The sequence below is a fragment of the Paenibacillus monticola genome (assembly GCF_009664975.1).
GTDB classification, from domain to species: domain Bacteria; phylum Bacillota; class Bacilli; order Paenibacillales; family Paenibacillaceae; genus Paenibacillus_AQ; species Paenibacillus_AQ monticola.
In genome coordinates this window covers 23980-39407 of record NZ_WJXB01000009.1, presented here as the reverse complement: position 1 = coordinate 39407, position 15428 = coordinate 23980, and the positions used below count along the sequence as shown (strand labels likewise).

General features: G+C 45.3%; 19 protein-coding genes. 1 reads left to right on the top strand and 18 read right to left on the bottom strand.

Annotation, left to right across the window (positions count from 1 at the left end):
- Positions 1–67: 67 nt before the first annotated feature.
- From GJB61_RS21020 to GJB61_RS20970, 11 genes are all read right to left on the bottom strand, one after another.
- Positions 68–424: a nuclear transport factor 2 family protein gene (locus GJB61_RS21020; RefSeq protein ID WP_154121000.1), complete on the bottom strand. Its 357-nt coding sequence runs from the start codon at positions 422–424 to the stop codon at positions 68–70.
- Positions 425–579: 155 nt separating this feature from the next.
- Positions 580–768: a hypothetical protein gene (locus GJB61_RS21015; protein ID WP_154120999.1), complete on the bottom strand. Its 189-nt coding sequence runs from the start codon at positions 766–768 to the stop codon at positions 580–582.
- A 62-nt stretch (positions 769–830) separates the two neighbouring features.
- Complete coding sequence (locus GJB61_RS21010; protein ID WP_154120998.1) at positions 831–1592, bottom strand: DUF817 domain-containing protein; 762 nt, start codon at positions 1590–1592, stop codon at positions 831–833.
- Entirely contained in the window at positions 1589–1789 is a 201-nt protein-coding gene (locus GJB61_RS21005) for a helix-turn-helix domain-containing protein (protein WP_154120997.1), read from the bottom strand. The genes GJB61_RS21010 and GJB61_RS21005 overlap by 4 nt, the downstream gene beginning before the upstream one ends.
- An 11-nt stretch (positions 1790–1800) precedes the next feature.
- Positions 1801–2283: a DUF2975 domain-containing protein gene (locus GJB61_RS21000; RefSeq protein ID WP_154120996.1), complete on the bottom strand. Its 483-nt coding sequence runs from the start codon at positions 2281–2283 to the stop codon at positions 1801–1803.
- A gap of 229 nt (positions 2284–2512) precedes the next feature.
- Positions 2513–3796, bottom strand: coding sequence for an ABC transporter permease (locus tag GJB61_RS20995; RefSeq protein WP_154120995.1), 1284 nt, complete (start codon positions 3794–3796; stop codon positions 2513–2515).
- The gene (locus tag GJB61_RS20990; protein ID WP_154120994.1) at positions 3789–4691 is read right to left on the bottom strand and encodes an ABC transporter ATP-binding protein; all 903 of its coding nucleotides are present in this window, start codon (positions 4689–4691) and stop codon (positions 3789–3791) included. Before GJB61_RS20990 ends, GJB61_RS20995 begins: the two co-directional genes overlap by 8 nt.
- Before the next feature lie 3 nt (positions 4692–4694).
- A complete protein-coding gene (locus tag GJB61_RS20985; RefSeq protein ID WP_154120993.1) occupies positions 4695–5624 on the bottom strand; it encodes an ATP-binding cassette domain-containing protein in 930 nt (309 codons plus the stop codon).
- A gap of 16 nt (positions 5625–5640) precedes the next feature.
- Positions 5641–6036, bottom strand: coding sequence for a GntR family transcriptional regulator (locus GJB61_RS20980; RefSeq protein WP_154120992.1), 396 nt, complete (start codon positions 6034–6036; stop codon positions 5641–5643).
- A gap of 59 nt (positions 6037–6095) precedes the next feature.
- Positions 6096–6830 carry a hypothetical protein gene (locus GJB61_RS20975; RefSeq protein WP_154120991.1) on the bottom strand — a complete coding sequence of 245 codons (735 nt, stop codon included), beginning with the start codon at positions 6828–6830 and terminating at the stop codon, positions 6096–6098.
- Positions 6831–7326: 496 nt separating this feature from the next.
- Positions 7327–8292 (bottom strand): tyrosine-type recombinase/integrase, encoded by a 966-nt coding sequence (locus GJB61_RS20970; RefSeq protein WP_154120990.1) that lies wholly within the window; start codon positions 8290–8292, stop codon positions 7327–7329.
- A 146-nt stretch (positions 8293–8438) separates the two neighbouring features.
- Here GJB61_RS20970 and GJB61_RS20965 point away from each other — a divergent pair, with 146 nt between their 5' ends.
- Entirely contained in the window at positions 8439–9050 is a 612-nt protein-coding gene (locus tag GJB61_RS20965; RefSeq protein ID WP_229522161.1) for an HD-GYP domain-containing protein, read from the top strand.
- A 113-nt stretch (positions 9051–9163) separates the two neighbouring features.
- On the opposite strand, the gene GJB61_RS20960 is transcribed toward GJB61_RS20965, so the two are convergent.
- The 7 genes from GJB61_RS20960 to GJB61_RS20930 form a co-directional block, all read right to left on the bottom strand.
- Positions 9164–9628 carry a DUF420 domain-containing protein gene (locus GJB61_RS20960; RefSeq protein WP_154120989.1) on the bottom strand — a complete coding sequence of 155 codons (465 nt, stop codon included), beginning with the start codon at positions 9626–9628 and terminating at the stop codon, positions 9164–9166.
- 25 nt (positions 9629–9653) lie between these two features.
- Complete coding sequence (ctaG, locus tag GJB61_RS20955) at positions 9654–10574, bottom strand: cytochrome c oxidase assembly factor CtaG (protein ID WP_154120988.1); 921 nt, start codon at positions 10572–10574, stop codon at positions 9654–9656.
- A 100-nt stretch (positions 10575–10674) separates the two neighbouring features.
- On the bottom strand, positions 10675–10998 hold the full coding sequence (locus GJB61_RS20950) for a cytochrome C oxidase subunit IV family protein (protein ID WP_154120987.1): 324 nt from the start codon (positions 10996–10998) through the stop codon (positions 10675–10677).
- A 4-nt stretch (positions 10999–11002) separates the two neighbouring features.
- Positions 11003–11629 (bottom strand): cytochrome (ubi)quinol oxidase subunit III, encoded by a 627-nt coding sequence (locus GJB61_RS20945; RefSeq protein ID WP_154120986.1) that lies wholly within the window; start codon positions 11627–11629, stop codon positions 11003–11005.
- On the bottom strand, positions 11626–13470 hold the full coding sequence (gene ctaD / locus GJB61_RS20940; protein WP_154121091.1) for a cytochrome c oxidase subunit I: 1845 nt from the start codon (positions 13468–13470) through the stop codon (positions 11626–11628). The genes GJB61_RS20945 and ctaD overlap by 4 nt, the downstream gene beginning before the upstream one ends.
- A 127-nt stretch (positions 13471–13597) precedes the next feature.
- Positions 13598–14644: a cytochrome c oxidase subunit II gene (gene coxB / locus GJB61_RS20935; RefSeq protein ID WP_154120985.1), complete on the bottom strand. Its 1047-nt coding sequence runs from the start codon at positions 14642–14644 to the stop codon at positions 13598–13600.
- Between the two features lie 397 nt (positions 14645–15041).
- On the bottom strand, positions 15042–15230 hold the full coding sequence (locus GJB61_RS20930; RefSeq protein WP_019913840.1) for a hypothetical protein: 189 nt from the start codon (positions 15228–15230) through the stop codon (positions 15042–15044).
- Positions 15231–15428: the final 198 nt, after the last annotated feature.

Here is a 15428-nt window from a genome sequence, read left to right as displayed (position 1 = left end):
GATGACCCGCCAACCCGGCGGGGGCCTTCTGTGAATAGTCTGAAGCTCCGCAGGATCGCGGGTCAGTTCAGACTAGAAAGCGGATGGTCAGCCTCACAATTTCACCTTTCTCGACCGTAAAGTGATGCTCAAACATCAGTGGATCGGGCAGTCCGGTTTTGTCAAAATTACCATCCACCTTAGCCGTGACAATCGTCTCATCGCTGCGCTCAATATTTTGTACAACCTTAGTGATCTCATATTTAAGTTGGGCGGCAAAGACATTGACGTTGCTCCACTCTTGAATTTCGGCTATACCCTTATATTCGCGTCCATCATCCACAAGAACGGCATGGTCTGAGAAGTTGCTAACAAAGGCAACCTTATCGGGATGATTGGCTGTATCAAAATATGTGGCTACTGGCTGTGATAACTTGGTAAGCATGATATCTCTCCTTTATTCGTTAACTACATATTCATCATAGCTTTCATAACTTGACTACATCACGTCATGTTATAGACATCTATATAAATTTATTTACGCGTACAAAAAAAGCCACGGCATTAGCCATGGCCTCACTGTTCTTGATAGGTTAAATTTCAACCTTTTTTCTTGCCACCATGGATAAATCTCCAAAAGGCCCGGCAACCGCCTAACAATCCGATTCCAAGCAAAAGCGTCTGCAATACTCCCAGCCAAGTCGATTTCTCCGAAGGAATCAAAGTGCTGATTATAATTAGCAGCGCTGATGCTACAAACAATACGGGTAACTGATACTTTTTATTCAAGCTAACACTCCTTAAGCCATAATCATCATTCTACCATAAGAAGATGTGGCTCCTCATCTCTATTACCGTCTAGCTTTAACATGTTTAAGCTGGGCAACAATAATGACGCTAATGATGACCAGAAGGAACCACGAACTGATCTTACTGAAACCTACTAGTCTCCAGGCTTGGTACTGATCAGGATATTTCCAAGCATTAAAAAATGTAGCTATATTTTCGGCTAACCAGATGGAGAAACCAACTATAAGAAAAGCCAGTGTCAAGGGCATGCGATAAGTAGTGGTCCGTACCCGATATATGATCCATGTTCTCCAAAAAACAATGAGCACAAGCCCCGTCAGCCACCAACGAAAATCAGGAATGAAATGATGGGTGAAAAAGTTCAGATAGATGGCTCCCCCTAGTAGTCCCGTAGAAAAAAGTCCCGGCCAGCCGGTCATATCCATCTTCAGTCTACGCCATACCTGACACATAAAGCTTGCGACACTCGCATACATAAATCCGCTATAAAGCGGTACACCGAATACCTTCGTTAGCCCGGGCTCAGGGTATGACCATGATCCCATCCTCACCTTATATATTTCCAACAACAAACCTATAACGTGAAATATACAGATCACTTTAATTTCATCGAGTGTCTCTAATCCACTGCGGTACATCAGGTACTGCACTGTAAGCAGTGTAATAAGAATGGCATCATAACGGTAAACAAAAGGCACCTCTATTATGCTAGAAAGAGCTAAAGTTCCAAAGATCGCAATTGGAAATATGCAACTCATCGCCTGATGATAGCCAAAATGCAGTAGTTGTACTATTGGTTTCATTTGTATTCTAAAATATCACCAGGTTGACACTCCAATGCCTTACATATTGCCTCCAAAGTGGAAAATCGAATCGCTTTTGCCTTTCCATTTTTCAATATGGACAGATTGGCCATCGTTATTCCCACCCGCTCCGAAAGTTCTGTAACGCTCATTTTCCTTTTCGCTAACATTACGTCAATATTGATTATAATCGCCATTGTTATTCACCTCAGACTATTAAGTCATTTTCTGATTTTATATCTATGGCTTCTTGTAAAAGCCTTTGAAGAACGGCAGCGAAGACTGCAATCACTAAGGAGGCAAAAATCAGGAGCATTCCGATGACTATGATACCTGGGGCATCGTCTCTCTCCGCCATGAGATAGAAGAGTGGCATACCTAACACATATAAGCAACTGAAGGTGATTGCACTGTATTTTATATTTTTTAAAGCCCGTACAGATAATTCCGAGAAAGCTTTGTTCTTGTCAATATAACTTAAAAGTTTAAAAGCTTGATACAGCGCAAAGTAAAACGGTAACACCGATGCATACAAATCAAAGAAAATGAGATATTTCAGATAAGTATAATCCGGATACAATTCCACTGCATAATTGGCTATCTCAGGCACTACAAATATGCATAAAGCAAGAACTGGAATGCCAATAAGAATAAGAGCTATCTTTAAAAAGAGTGTTGATCCTAGTTTCATTAAAAAGCACCTCACTTGTTTATTATTGAGTTTACTTTAACATAGGTTTTATTGTTTATCAATATATTTTGATTGATATACAATGTATATAGATTGTTTTGCACATCATTATAACTTATCAACAGAAAAACCCAGCTGCAGCTAGAAAACTGCGCAACTGGGTTTTAATTTAATATGGGTATTGATGCTGCAAACTCTGAATGGTTACCCACAATTATTATAACAAACCTTATATCTTATAAGCCTTCATCGCTTTTCTAATCTCTTTGATGGTTGGTCGCTTGCCGTACATCAATACGCCAGTACGGTAGATCTTGGCGGCCAGCCAGCCAAAGATGAAAGTGGTAACTAGAAGGATAAGCAGCGATACAATGATTTCCCAGATAGCCACATCACCTATACCTATACGCAACAGCATGCTGAGCGGGGAGGTAAATGGAATATAGCTCGCTACCTTGATGAGCGTCGTATCCGCGTTGGAAATACTGAACAACGGAAGATAGAAGTTGACGAAGCCCAGCATCAGAACTGGCATGATGGCTTGCCCCAAATCTTCGGTACGGCTGACAATCGAACCTACTGCCGCATACATCAAGGCATACAGGAAGTACCCTAGGATATAGAGAACCAACCCGTACAGCAGAATGCTGATATCGAACTGGCCTAAATCCAGATCAAAGTCAGTCAAGATGCTAGCATTATGCGGAAGCAGCAGATTGGCAGCTACAGCTGCGGCGATAATACCAATTTGCAGCAATCCGACCAGGAAAATACCGATCACCTTGCCAAACATCTGCGTTAAAGGCGAGGCGCTCGTAATGAGAATTTCCATGATCCGCGAGCTTTTTTCCGAAGTAATCTCCGCCGAGATCATATTTCCGGTCATCGTAATGGACATAAAGAACAGAATCAACAGAACATATACAATTACATAGTTAATAATGGGTGGTGCTTCTTTCGTTGCTTCCCCACCATCTACTCCAGCGCTCAGCTGCTCTGTACCAATCTGTACCGGTGCAAACATGGCAGCTACCTGCTCCTGAGTCAGCTTGTCACCCACGATAAGCTGTGTATTCGCCTGCTGCAAAGCGCTCTGCAGATAGACCTGTACATCCCCTTTTAGCTCCCCATCTTCACTATGGTAAGTGACTGACGGAATCCCTTCACCGGTTGGCTCAGCAAAAGTAAGATAACCTTCTACCTTCCCATCATCCAGTGCCTTCTTCAGGTCTGCATTATCAACAGAAGCATACTGATTCACCGTAACCTTGGCCAGACCTTCAGGTGGAATGTAAGCCTTCAGCAATTCAGCCGTTCGATTTCCTTCTTCGGCAATAACACCAACCTGAGTAATATTGGTTGCCGCGTCATCACCCTTAAATAATTTGATCATATAAGGAACGTTCATCCCAATGCTGAGCAGCAATACGAGAATCAAGGTTGTAATCATAAAAGACTTCGTTTTCACTTTATTCTTAAAGGTAAAGCCAATAATGGTCCCCATTTTATTCATGAGATTCACCCACCGCTCTGATAAAGATTTGATTTAACGTTGGTTCTTTGATTTCAAAATGCTCCACTTCGCTCTGCCCAATCGCCAGCTGCAAAATGCGCTGTGCTGCGGCAATGTCGCTAATGCTTAGCAGGTAGCCCCGTTCCTGCCGCTCTACAGCGGTCACGCCCGTGATACCCTCCAGACCGGATACTTCCCCAGCTGTACGAAGCAGTACCTCTTCACGAGGGTAACTATTCTTAATCTCCCGGATATCCCCCTGCACAACAGTATTTGCCCGATCCAGAATGGTAATCTGGCGGCATAACTCTTCGACATGCTCCATCCGGTGAGTAGAGAATAGAATGCTTGTACCTTGGTCTCGCAATTCCCTAACCGTATCCTTGAGCAGCTCCACATTAACTGGGTCCAGACCACTGAAGGCTTCGTCAAGGATTAGAATTTGCGGCTTATGAACAACCGCAGCGATAAAGCCCATTTTTTGCTGATTCCCCTTGGAGAGCTCTTCAATCTTCTTATTGTAATATTCCGGTACGTCAAAGCGGTCCAGCCAATAGCGCAGGCTCTTATCTGCATCGCTGGTAGACATTCCGCGCAGTCGGGCCAAATACACGATCTGGTCACTGACCTTCACCTTCGGGTACAAACCCCGTTCTTCCGGAAGATAACCCATAATCTGCTGAAGCCCACTGTTAAACGGTTTGCCGTTATACAGAATTGTCCCTTCATCCGGATAGATCAGACCAAGCACCATGCGCATGGTCGTCGTTTTCCCCGCTCCGTTAGCTCCAAGCAAGCCGTAAATCTCTCCTTGGCCCACACTGAGGTTAATGCCGTTTACAGCGGTCTTGTCACCGTACTGCTTTACTACACTTTCAAGCTTCAAAGCTTCCATTCTTCATACCCCTCTCATCTGATCAATCAGGATCGGACGATGTCCCTGTGTCCATAAACTCAATATTTCATCCAATTCAAGACTGCGACTCTTGATAACCTTTACGCCTAAAGAATGAATGCGTTCCTCAATCTGCTGAAATTGTTGTGTAATAAATGAAGCTACCCCAGGTGTCTCCATGGCAAAGTGCACACTTCCCGGCAGTTCTGCTGCCAGATCGGCAAGTTCCTCTTCATCATTGGCATGAATCCACACCTCACTCCATAAGCCAAAAAGACTGTCCTTCTCGGCCATGCCGAGTACTTGCCCCTGATGCATGAGCACAATATAATCAGCCAGCCGACGAACCTCCTCCACATTATGGGTGGACATGATGATCGTCGCATTGCTCTTATCCATATACCTGGTCAGCATTTCAATCATCATCTTCCAGGCAAAAGGGTCCAGCCCCGAAGAGGGCTCATCCAGCAGCAAAAGACTTGGACATGCCGCAAGCGCAGCGGCTATTTCGAACTTACGGCGTTCACCCTTGGACATTCTGCCAAGCGTTAAATTGCGCGGCACTTCAAACTTAGTAAGTAACTCCTCAAGATAAGCGTTGTCCCAAAGTGGGTACCAATGACTCCTAAACCTGGCTGCATCCATGGTAGTCCAATGATTCTCTTCTGTAAGCGAGATTTCCGGGACATAAGCAATGGCTTGGCGAAGCTCCAGCGGCAGGCCACTCTCATGTTTGTTTTCGAACCAGTGTATCTCGCCCTCCTCGGGATTCGTTAGTTGCAGCAACATATGCAGCAGAGTGCTTTTGCCAGAACCATTCTGACCTACCAGTGCGGTAATATAGCCTTGCGGCAGATTTAGTGTTAATGGACCTATCGTCTTGTTACGCCGCTCTTTACGCACATTCCGCAGTTCTATTGCCATCTGTACCATTAAGTGCGCCCACCTTTCATTCCAGTCCTTTGTACTTGCGCTCTACAATTTCCTGAAAGATCTGTTGTAGCTCATCAAAACTGCACTGAACCGACTGCGCAACTTCTACCGCACTCTCTAGTGCCTTACGAACCGCATCCTGTTTGTAACCCTCCATCGCACCATCCCCTACATGAGAGACAAAAGTACCTGTTCCTTGCCTTGTCCGCAGTAGACCCTCATTCTCCAGATCCTGATATACTCGGCGGACAGTAATGACACTGCATTTCAGATCTGCGGAAAATTCACGGATAGAGGGGAGCAGTGTTCCTTCTGTAATTACTCCGCTTATGATTAGCGATCTGAGCTGCGTCTCAATCTGATGGTAGAGCGGCTCAGCGCTATTCTCATTGATTTGTATCGGTATCCACATGCTTCACATCCCGCCTTCCACTCTGCCATGTCGGATGACCATTCTGCCAGTTGGATTCTTCATATAAGGTCCCGGCTCTTTAGCCGATGTATAGTCCATTTAGAGAACAACTGAACGGAAATCATCCCCAGCAGCAGCATTCCCCACATGATTGGAGATAACAGCCCCCACTCCTGCGAATACGAGATACTATAGAGGAACAAGTTGCCTCCAGCCAGCCAGATCAAGAATGTACTTCCCATAGAGAGCAGCACAATCAGTATGGTAAGCCAGAAGTAAGCTCTGCCACTAACCAGTAGTTCCATACTGATGTATACCCCAGTCAACACTAACCCCAAGCCAACCCAGCTCAAGGCAAAGGACAGGTACGAAGACAAAGACAGCTCTATCCTCAAATGACTGCTTAAGATATACATTAAGACAAAGAACAGCCCCCCATTCAGAACGAAAGCGAGAACAGCCTGAAATTTTCTTTTACATAATATAACGGCGGATGGGATAGGCATACTTCGAAAATACGCTAGCGTCTTTGTGTATGGATCCTCACTCCAATATTTCATCGTACGACGGGAGAAGGTAAATCCCAACATCGGGATTAACGAAACCAGCAAGAAATCCACTAATAATGACCCGGTCTGCCCATTACTGTCCAATACGTCATCTACAACCATTCCTGTCAGTAAAGCCAAGTACCCCATAAAGAGGATCGAAAACAGAAAAGTCCACAGTACTCTCAGTTTGTCACCCCGAAAATCCCCTTGAATCATGAACCAGGCATCCTTTATCGTCTTCATGAATCAACCTCGCTTTACAATTTCTCCTATAGTAAACAACAATAAATTTAAGGCTGTGTTTCTGTGTGCTTACTGTATATATCTATATACACAGTATATATCTATATACACAGTATATGCCCTTTATTATCCATCGTCAATCCTATTACTCTAAAAACAACAAAAAAACCGGACACTAATGTGCCCGGTTCTTAAGTTCCGTAGGGAATTATGTAGGGATAGCTTTAGTATGATTCGCAAAAAAAGGGTAAAAACTAAGAGAACTCAGTACTGATTAAGGATACTAAAAAACGGGTATTTAATCTAAAATTCGACAAAATTATGTCGAAAAATAACGTAAATGTCGTACAATATCACTTATACGACATTTATAACGACGAAAATGAGTGTATTTCGCATTTATGCATAAATTTCACCCTCCTAGTATTATAGGACATTTGTATAATACTGTATAGTTATAAAATGAGAATATAGTGATATTCTGTCTTATTGTGTCTTATTCAATAAAAGCACGCAGGCTATCTTCCACAAAATCCGGAGCAGCCTTTTGAATTTGTTGAACGGTATGCAAGTAACGCTGAGTTGTATTGATATGAGAATGTCCAAGATTCTCCTGCACCTGCTGAAGAGTTGCTCCCTGCAGTAAGGCAAGCGTCGCATTGGTATGTCGCAGCCAGTGGGGAGTCAGTTTTTTTTCGATGAAGCTGAATTCACCGGCATTCTTAATAATTCGTTCCACCTGTCTTGAAGATAATGGAAACATCAGAAGCTCGCGATCCGGATCACCGTCTTCCGCAAGTGAGTTTGATAATTGGGAATATAATTCCCAAAGAATAACCGGCACTTTGATTTCTCTCCGTTTACCACCCTTTGCATTCGCAATGGTCAACCAAATCGAGGTTTCGAGTGGATCTGTATGAAAATCCCCCCATTTCATTGCAGTTAGCTCGGATACACGCAATCCTAACATTACAAGAGTTAGCCCGATTAGATAGTTCCGTAAGCTCTGTTTATGCAATTCGCGGAGTAAATCACCTACTTCTCTTTTAGTTAAAAAGTTCCGTCTACTGGTAATTGTAATAGTAGGTATTCGGACGCTAGCTGTAGGATTTTTAATAAAAAAAGCAATATGCTGATCACTTCCCCATTTATAAAATGATTTTAAGGGTGCTAGAAATGCAGCAATGCTTGCCGGAGCAAATTGCTTCGGATAGCTGTTTCCCCCTTGAATTAGAAATATTTTATAGGCTTCAATTTCCCTCCAGGTTACATCCTTTAAGGCCGTATTCGAGATGAACTTACGAAAGGCGATGATCGCCCGTTCATAATTCCGTCGTGTATTTACGTTTCTGCAACAGGTCGCCAAAAACATTTGGACGATTTGTTCATCACTGTTCGATGTCTCATCATGGTCTACAACAGCTAGTTGAAAATAAGTAGATGTCGTTCGCTCTGTGCTCATTCCATTACCCCTTCGTCGTTATAAATGTCGTATAAGTGATATTGTACGACATTATTTTGTTGCTTTTGTTCCTTTTTTTTCTCATGATGTTATTTTATGTATTGAATTTTGTGTGAATACGCAAGAAATAGTAAGGAGGGAGAAGCTTGGGGGAGTTAGCAGCACTGGTAAAAAAGGTACAAATTGCTCTATCGGAAGAAGCGCATGTGAGCGTATGGATGAATTTCCTGCGTAATAAGCATCCAGAGACTCATCGTCATTCCGTGAGAGTTGCCATTCTGGGGGAAGAATTGGCTATTTCGATGAAGCTTAGTGAAAAAGACAAGAATAATCTTGTGCGAGGGTGCTTTCTGCACGATATCGGGAAATCATTCATTCCTGTACATATACTAGATCAACAAGAGCCGCTTTCTGAAGAGCAATGGAATATTTTGAAGCTGCATCCTTTGCTTGGTGCGGAAATGGCCAAAGATTTCCCTGGTATTAATAACAGTATTACGGATGTCATCCGCTTCCATCATGAGAGATGGAATGGAACAGGTTATCCAAACGGTTTACAAGGAGATGACATTCCTCTACTCGCTCGGATATGCTCTGTTGTTGATGCTTATGATGCGATGCAATCCTTTCGCAGCTACCGTGAGCGAAGCTCCATAGAGCAAGCAAAAAATGAACTAAGAAGTGCAGCTGGAACACAGTTCGACCCTAATATCGTGGAACAGTTTCTTATGCTAACCGATCAGCAGCTAACTTTATAAGCTTGAGCTGTCTTGCAGAGGGACAGCTTTTTTGCATCCTCCCAACCTCAAAGTGGCCTGTGACCAGTTGCTCCAATTCGGAACAACAGATACACAGGCCGAGTCCTCTAAGCTTAAGCACCTAATATGACTTCCCAAACCGGCTTTGTGTGTCCACCTGGATACAGTATATAGAGCAGCACATACACCATAACACCGGTAATGGCGGTTACAAACCAGATCATAGATGTGATTCTGCCCCATTTGCGGTGTTTGGCATATTTCGCTTTAAATCCAAGCGTTAATGTGGTCAGTCCGAATACAGCCGCCACCGTTGCCAATACAATATGAAAGATTAGAAACACCTGATAAATCGTCTTTAGATTATCCGGCCCTCCCCATTCTGTATTGCCCACGAACAGTGTTCTTGAGACGTAGACGATGAAGAACAACATAGCCGCGATCGCGGCAGCAATCATCGTCTTCTTGTGTGCTTCGCGCTTGCCCATAATAATGAGTCTCCAGCCTATCGCCACCAACACCGCACTGATTACGATGAAAAATGTACTGATCGTTGGAAACAGTGTGAAAATATCCATGATTATCCTCCTCGACAGTCACCAGCTAAACCCGAGTCAAACGGCCTCCCTCCAGTTCGGAGGATGGCATAGATGCTTCTGCATCCTCTTGCCCGTTCTCTTTTTTATACCAATGATAGAACACATAAGCAAGCATAGAGGCAAAAATAAATTCCTGAATGAATTTCATCGCAATGCCTCCGACCTGCTGATCCACCTTTGGGGACATGATTCCGAAGAATGTCGGGCCTCCAAATGCCTGCAACAAGGCTGTCGGATTCCCCGCTACACAATAGCCCATGGCCTGCGCCCAGGTATCCGGATCACTATACGTGGCATACAGTGGATGATCCGCAAAGATAATCAACCCGCAGGCAGGCGTCAGCAACACCATATTCAAGAAGATAAAACCAATCTTACCCAATCCGTCAACCATCCGGTGCTCCGGCAACGGATTAATCAATGTCCACCACATCAAGGCAGATGTCAGAAATAATACGGCATAGTAGCTGCGATGAATTGTAAAATGCAGCATCACATAGTCATGAACAACCGGAATATGGTACAGAGAGAATAATCCATTGAACAGGAGCGCAGCCACAATAGGGCGAGCAAGAAAGGATAAACGCTGCAGTGGGTTAACTCTTAGCGCAGCCCGCCATATAAAGTCCGGGATGCCCAACATGATTAACGGCACGGCTACCAGATAGGACAAGGCCATACTGACCATATGGAAGGAAAACATCAGATGCCCCAGCAGGCTAAGTGGGCCTCCTTGAGCCAGATAGAGAAATATCATTCCACAGACAAACAGCCCCCGCCGCCAGAGAGGCACAGAGGTTGATCCAGGAAACCATCCGGCAAGCGGACCGATCAGCACGAAATAACCAGCAACCAGAAGCAGCATCACTGCCAGAAAGAGCGGACTCCACAGATCGACAAAGCTAAAATATTCTAATCCCAGCATGGCCTAAGCCTCCTCGCGGGCATTCTCTTGGTAGGGATGGTATTCAAGTTCCACAATCAAAAAAAGGGGGGCATCGCAGCCCACCTCTATCTCTCCTGGCTTAATCCCACCAGACCCAATACAGCGACATTACAATACAGGTGCCAGCGATAAAAAATCCACCCAGCATAAAAATAATTGGCAGCAAATGTCCCTTGTCCTTCAGATGCATCCAGAAGCCCATCTGCAGAATCACCTGCAGCACTGCCATTACCAGTAGGATAATAACGGCAAAGGTAGCATTGACACCGCCAGCCGCCACAGCGGCAAAGGCAATTAGTGTCAGGACGATGGAGAATATAAAGACTACTATATGCCGCTGCGGCCCTTCATGCCGGTGGCGATGCTTAATTCCACCCTCTGGCGAATGCTGATCAGTCGTCATGGCCTTAGCCCACCTTTCCGAGCAGGTATACAACCGTGAAGATAAAGACCCACACCACATCGATAAAATGCCAGTATATAGCCGACACATACACTTTGGGTGCAGTCACAACCGTCAGCCCCTTACGGGACATCTGTAAGATCAGGACGAATATCCAGAGTATCCCAAAAGCTACGTGAGCGCCGTGAAAGCCGACCAATGTATAGAATGCAGAGCTGAATGCACTTGTTGTCATTCCGAATTCCTCATGCCTAATATATTGACTAAACTCATAAATCTCAAGAATAAGGAAGCCTAATCCGAGCCCAACGGTAACCAGTAGCCAGTTGCGCAATAACGCTGGGCGGTTTCGATGCATGGCCTGAATCGCAAACACACTAGTCAGACTGCTCACCAGCAAAATAAAGGTTGCTGCCGCAACAAGCGGCAGATGGAACAGCTCATTAGCAGTAGGTCCGTCATTCGTCTGGTTACGTAGGGCCAGAAAAGTAGCGAACAAGGTGCCGAAGAGCACAGCCTCACCGCCCAGGAAGAGCCAGAAACCCAGCACCTTATTACGGCCCTCCAGAGTCGCCTTTTCCGGCTCGTAGGGAAGAGTATTATTAGCAGCTTCTGCGTGTGGCGTTGTCATATCTGCTCACCTTCCAGCTCTTCAGGTTCAATATGCCAGCCCTGATCGTCAAACAATGATCTCATCAGCATGGACCCAAATGTAATAAGAAGACCGATTGCCGTCACCAGGTAATTATTAAACATAAAGCCGACAAAGTCGCTTTTGAATTCATCCCGACTGAACATAAAGCCAAGTCCGGCGATAAAGATTCCAACTGACATCAAGAACGGTAGCATGGTTGCCGATGGCATATGAATCGAACCTACTGGTTCTGCCGGAGTCATTTCTGTATGACCCGCTGTTTTTTCTTTCCAAAAAGCATCAATCCCGCGTACGAGCGGCGTCTGCTTAAAGTTATATTCTGGCGGCGGAGAAGGGATAGACCATTCCAGTGTCCGTCCATCCTCCCACGGATCAGCAGCAGCATCCGCAGGTTTTCTCGAAGTTAAGAAGATATTGGTCAGGAAGATAATCATCCCCACACCCATCAGAAACGCACCGATCGTACTGACCAGATTAAGCACATCGAAGTGCTGATTTGGCAAGTATGTGAATACGCGGCGCTGCATGCCCATCAAGCCTAGAAAATGCTGTACAAAGAAGGTCAAATGGAATCCCAGGATGAAAGTCCAGAACGTCCACTTACCCAGCTTCTCACTAAGCATGCGCCCGAACATTTTGGGCCACCAATAGTGCAGTCCCGCAAAGAGGCCAAGCACCAAGCCACCCACAATAACGTAGTGAAAATGCGCTACAACAAAATAAGTATCATGGAACTGGAAATCTGCAGGCGCGGAGGCCAGCATGACACCCGTTACTCCACCCATCGTAAACGTGGGGATGAAGCCAACAGCGAACAAGTTCGGCGTGGTAAAGCGTACTTGCCCGCCCCACATGGTAAGCAGCCAGTTAAAGATCTTAATCCCTGTCGGAACAGCGATCAGCATCGTCGATACCGAGAACAAGGCATTCGCTACGGGTCCAAGACCCGTTGTGAACATATGATGCGCCCAGACCATGAAACCAAGAAAGGCAATTAGAATGGTTGCGAACACCATCGAGCTGTACCCAAACAAGCGTTTACGTGCGAAAGTAGGAATCACCTCAGAAATAATTCCGAAAGCAGGCAGAATAAGTATATATACTTCTGGATGACCGAATATCCAGAAAATATGTTGCCAGAGGATCGGGTTGCCCCCAGCGCCAACCTCGAAGAAATTAGCCCCGATAATCCGGTCGAACGTAAGCAGGACCAACCCTACTGTAATTGCGGGAAAAGCAAACAATATAATCGCAGAGGTTATAAATGTAGTCCAGGCAAACATCGGCATGCGCATAAAGGACATTCCCGGTGCGCGCATCGTAATGATCGTTGCCAGAAAGTTAATACCCCCGATCAGGGTCCCGAGACCGGCAATCTGTAGCCCAATCGTATAAAAGTCTACCCCATGTGTAGTGCTGTAAGTACTCGTGGACAGGGGGGTATAAGCAGTCCAGCCCGCATCGGGAGCGCCACCCATAACCCAGCTAAGATTGAGCAGAATACCGCCGAACAGAAAGGTCCAGAAACCGAGCGCATTCAGAAAAGGAAAGGCTACATCACGTGCGCCGATCTGCAGTGGGATAACCGCATTCATAAGTGCAAAGATGACCGGCATGACACCAAGGAAAATCATCGTTGTGCCATGCATCGTAATCAGCTCGTTGAACGTCTGGGCATCCAGAAAGCTGTTCATCGGCTTAATCAGCTGGATACGGATCAGGATGGCCTCAAATCCTCCAATTCCAAAGAACAATCCCCCAGCAATAAGGTACAGAATCGCTATCTTTTTATGATCGACGGTGGTGATCCAATCCATCAGCCCGGTATGTCGCTTGACGCTGTGGCCATGTCCTAAAGGCTTGGAAGGATTTAAGGTATGCGCTGCTTGAGCCAAGGTTCGTCCCCCCCTTTTTAAAAAAGCTGTTCTCTAATCGGCTAAGTCATCAGTCCAGTGTATAGTTCGCCAGATAGGCAGCGATGCCGTCAATCTCTGCATCACTCAAGCCCAGGTCTTTGGGGTTAGGCATCAGATTGCCAGGCTTCACACTCTGAGGATCATGCAGCCAAGTCTTGAGGTTCTCTTCTATGGGAGCCCCATCAACACCCGTATCGTCATTAAGCAGAATACCGGCAATGGCTTCACGTGAACCGATCCCAGTCAGGTTCGGGCCAACGGCTAGGCCCTGATCCCCTATCGCATGGCATTTCAGGCATTGATTCTTAAAGGTCTTGGCAAGCTCCGGATCTTCCGGCAGAACAGCTACTGGCGACTTCATGGAAGCTATCCATTGCTCGAAGGCGTCTTCACTGACCGATTTCACTTTGAATTCCATAAGTCCATGGGAAGGACCGCACAGCTCGGCACATTTGCCACGGTAAACGCCTTCATTAGGCGCACTAAAGCTGAAACGGTTAATGGTTCCGGCAGGGTTGGTATCTATTTTACCGGACAGGGACGGTACCCAGAAGGAATGCAACACATCGGCTGTTGTCAATTCAAATGCAATATCCTTCCCCTTAGGAATAACCAGATCCTGCGCGGTCTTCACCCCGTAATCGGTATATTCGAACTCCCACCAGAATTGGTGGCCGGTTACTTTGACCTTAATCGCATTTTTATCATTGGCATGATCATTTCCGGCAGCAAATACTGCCTTTACTGTTGGAACCGCCAGCACCACTACCAGGATAAGTGGAATAACCGTCCAGAGGACTTCCAGCTTGAAATTTCCTTCAACCTGCTTTGGAATCTCCTGTTGTCCCGGCTTTCTGCGGAAACGGATGATTACATAAGCTGCAATCGAAAAGACGATCAGCAGTACAACGACCATGATAGCGATCGACAGCTTCATAAGCCCCAGAGAGCTTTCCGCTGCAGGTCCTTGTGGTCTAAGTACTGACAAGTCCTCTCGTCCGCAGCCAGCAAGAATAAGTCCAAAAATAGCGGTCATGGGGAGGAGTCGCTTTACAGCCTGCCACGTTTTCATCATTAATCTACCCCGCTTTTCCGAATTCGTAGATTTCTGTATTTTTCCTGTCAATTATAATAATCACTCTTAATATAAGTTTATAGGGGTGTTTTGTCAATCGTTCACAACTAGTTCACAATGACTTTGTGGATATGTAAAAAGCTTGTCAAATATGAATTTAAGAACGCTTTCAGAAAACGAATAGTTCTGGTATAATAATATAAAGCGCTTACAAATATAATTGTGTCTATTAATTCATTTGACTAATCTGCTAGAGACGCTGCGCTTATTTAAGGTTGCGCACAAAAAAAACCGATTCCGATGACAGCACGCTGTCCGGGCACGGTTTATGAGAATCCTCATGGATGTAAGCTCAGAAATGATGAGTAAGAAAAGCAAGGGGCAAGCCTATCTGTATTTAGGAGACGGATGAGTTCATCCTTACCAACTCATGCTCTACGACCATGGTCAGCTCTTCTTCATAACCTCCCGTAATCCGATACTTCCGGACATACTCCTTTACGAACTTCTTCGGGTCTTTGGGCCGGAAAATGCGTGTCATTTCCCGTAGACTTTCCTTGACTTCGTTATGACCTTTACTTGCCATGATCAGTTCCCTCCCAAAACATTAAAAATGAATGCTCCGTTGCAGAGAATGCATGATGAAAAGTGCGCCGTAACTTCGAAATGCAAGTAAGTATCCTTTACACATACGTGGCTTGCATTATCCGCCAAAACAATAGATCCATGAACTGAAGATTTGGAAACATCATCTTGCCGGTGAAGCAGGTTCGTCGTGATTTGG

Coding starts and splice junctions, on each gene's coding strand:
- GJB61_RS21020 (WP_154121000.1), bottom strand. CDS start 424: ATGCTTACCAAGTTATCACAGCCAGTAGCCACATATTTTGATACAGCC.
- GJB61_RS21010 (WP_154120998.1), bottom strand. CDS start 1,592: ATGAAACCAATAGTACAACTACTGCATTTTGGCTATCATCAGGCGATG.
- GJB61_RS21005 (WP_154120997.1), bottom strand. CDS start 1,789: ATGGCGATTATAATCAATATTGACGTAATGTTAGCGAAAAGGAAAATG.
- GJB61_RS21000 (WP_154120996.1), bottom strand. CDS start 2,283: ATGAAACTAGGATCAACACTCTTTTTAAAGATAGCTCTTATTCTTATT.
- GJB61_RS20995 (WP_154120995.1), bottom strand. CDS start 3,796: ATGAATAAAATGGGGACCATTATTGGCTTTACCTTTAAGAATAAAGTG.
- GJB61_RS20990 (WP_154120994.1), bottom strand. CDS start 4,691: ATGGAAGCTTTGAAGCTTGAAAGTGTAGTAAAGCAGTACGGTGACAAG.
- GJB61_RS20985 (WP_154120993.1), bottom strand. CDS start 5,624: ATGGTACAGATGGCAATAGAACTGCGGAATGTGCGTAAAGAGCGGCGT.
- GJB61_RS20980 (WP_154120992.1), bottom strand. CDS start 6,036: ATGTGGATACCGATACAAATCAATGAGAATAGCGCTGAGCCGCTCTAC.
- GJB61_RS20975 (WP_154120991.1), bottom strand. CDS start 6,830: ATGAAGACGATAAAGGATGCCTGGTTCATGATTCAAGGGGATTTTCGG.
- GJB61_RS20970 (WP_154120990.1), bottom strand. CDS start 8,292: ATGAGCACAGAGCGAACGACATCTACTTATTTTCAACTAGCTGTTGTA.
- GJB61_RS20960 (WP_154120989.1), bottom strand. CDS start 9,628: ATGGATATTTTCACACTGTTTCCAACGATCAGTACATTTTTCATCGTA.
- ctaG (WP_154120988.1), bottom strand. CDS start 10,574: ATGCTGGGATTAGAATATTTTAGCTTTGTCGATCTGTGGAGTCCGCTC.
- GJB61_RS20950 (WP_154120987.1), bottom strand. CDS start 10,998: ATGACGACTGATCAGCATTCGCCAGAGGGTGGAATTAAGCATCGCCAC.
- GJB61_RS20945 (WP_154120986.1), bottom strand. CDS start 11,629: ATGACAACGCCACACGCAGAAGCTGCTAATAATACTCTTCCCTACGAG.
- ctaD (WP_154121091.1), bottom strand. CDS start 13,470: ATGGATTGGATCACCACCGTCGATCATAAAAAGATAGCGATTCTGTAC.
- coxB (WP_154120985.1), bottom strand. CDS start 14,644: ATGATGAAAACGTGGCAGGCTGTAAAGCGACTCCTCCCCATGACCGCT.
- GJB61_RS20930 (WP_019913840.1), bottom strand. CDS start 15,230: ATGGCAAGTAAAGGTCATAACGAAGTCAAGGAAAGTCTACGGGAAATG.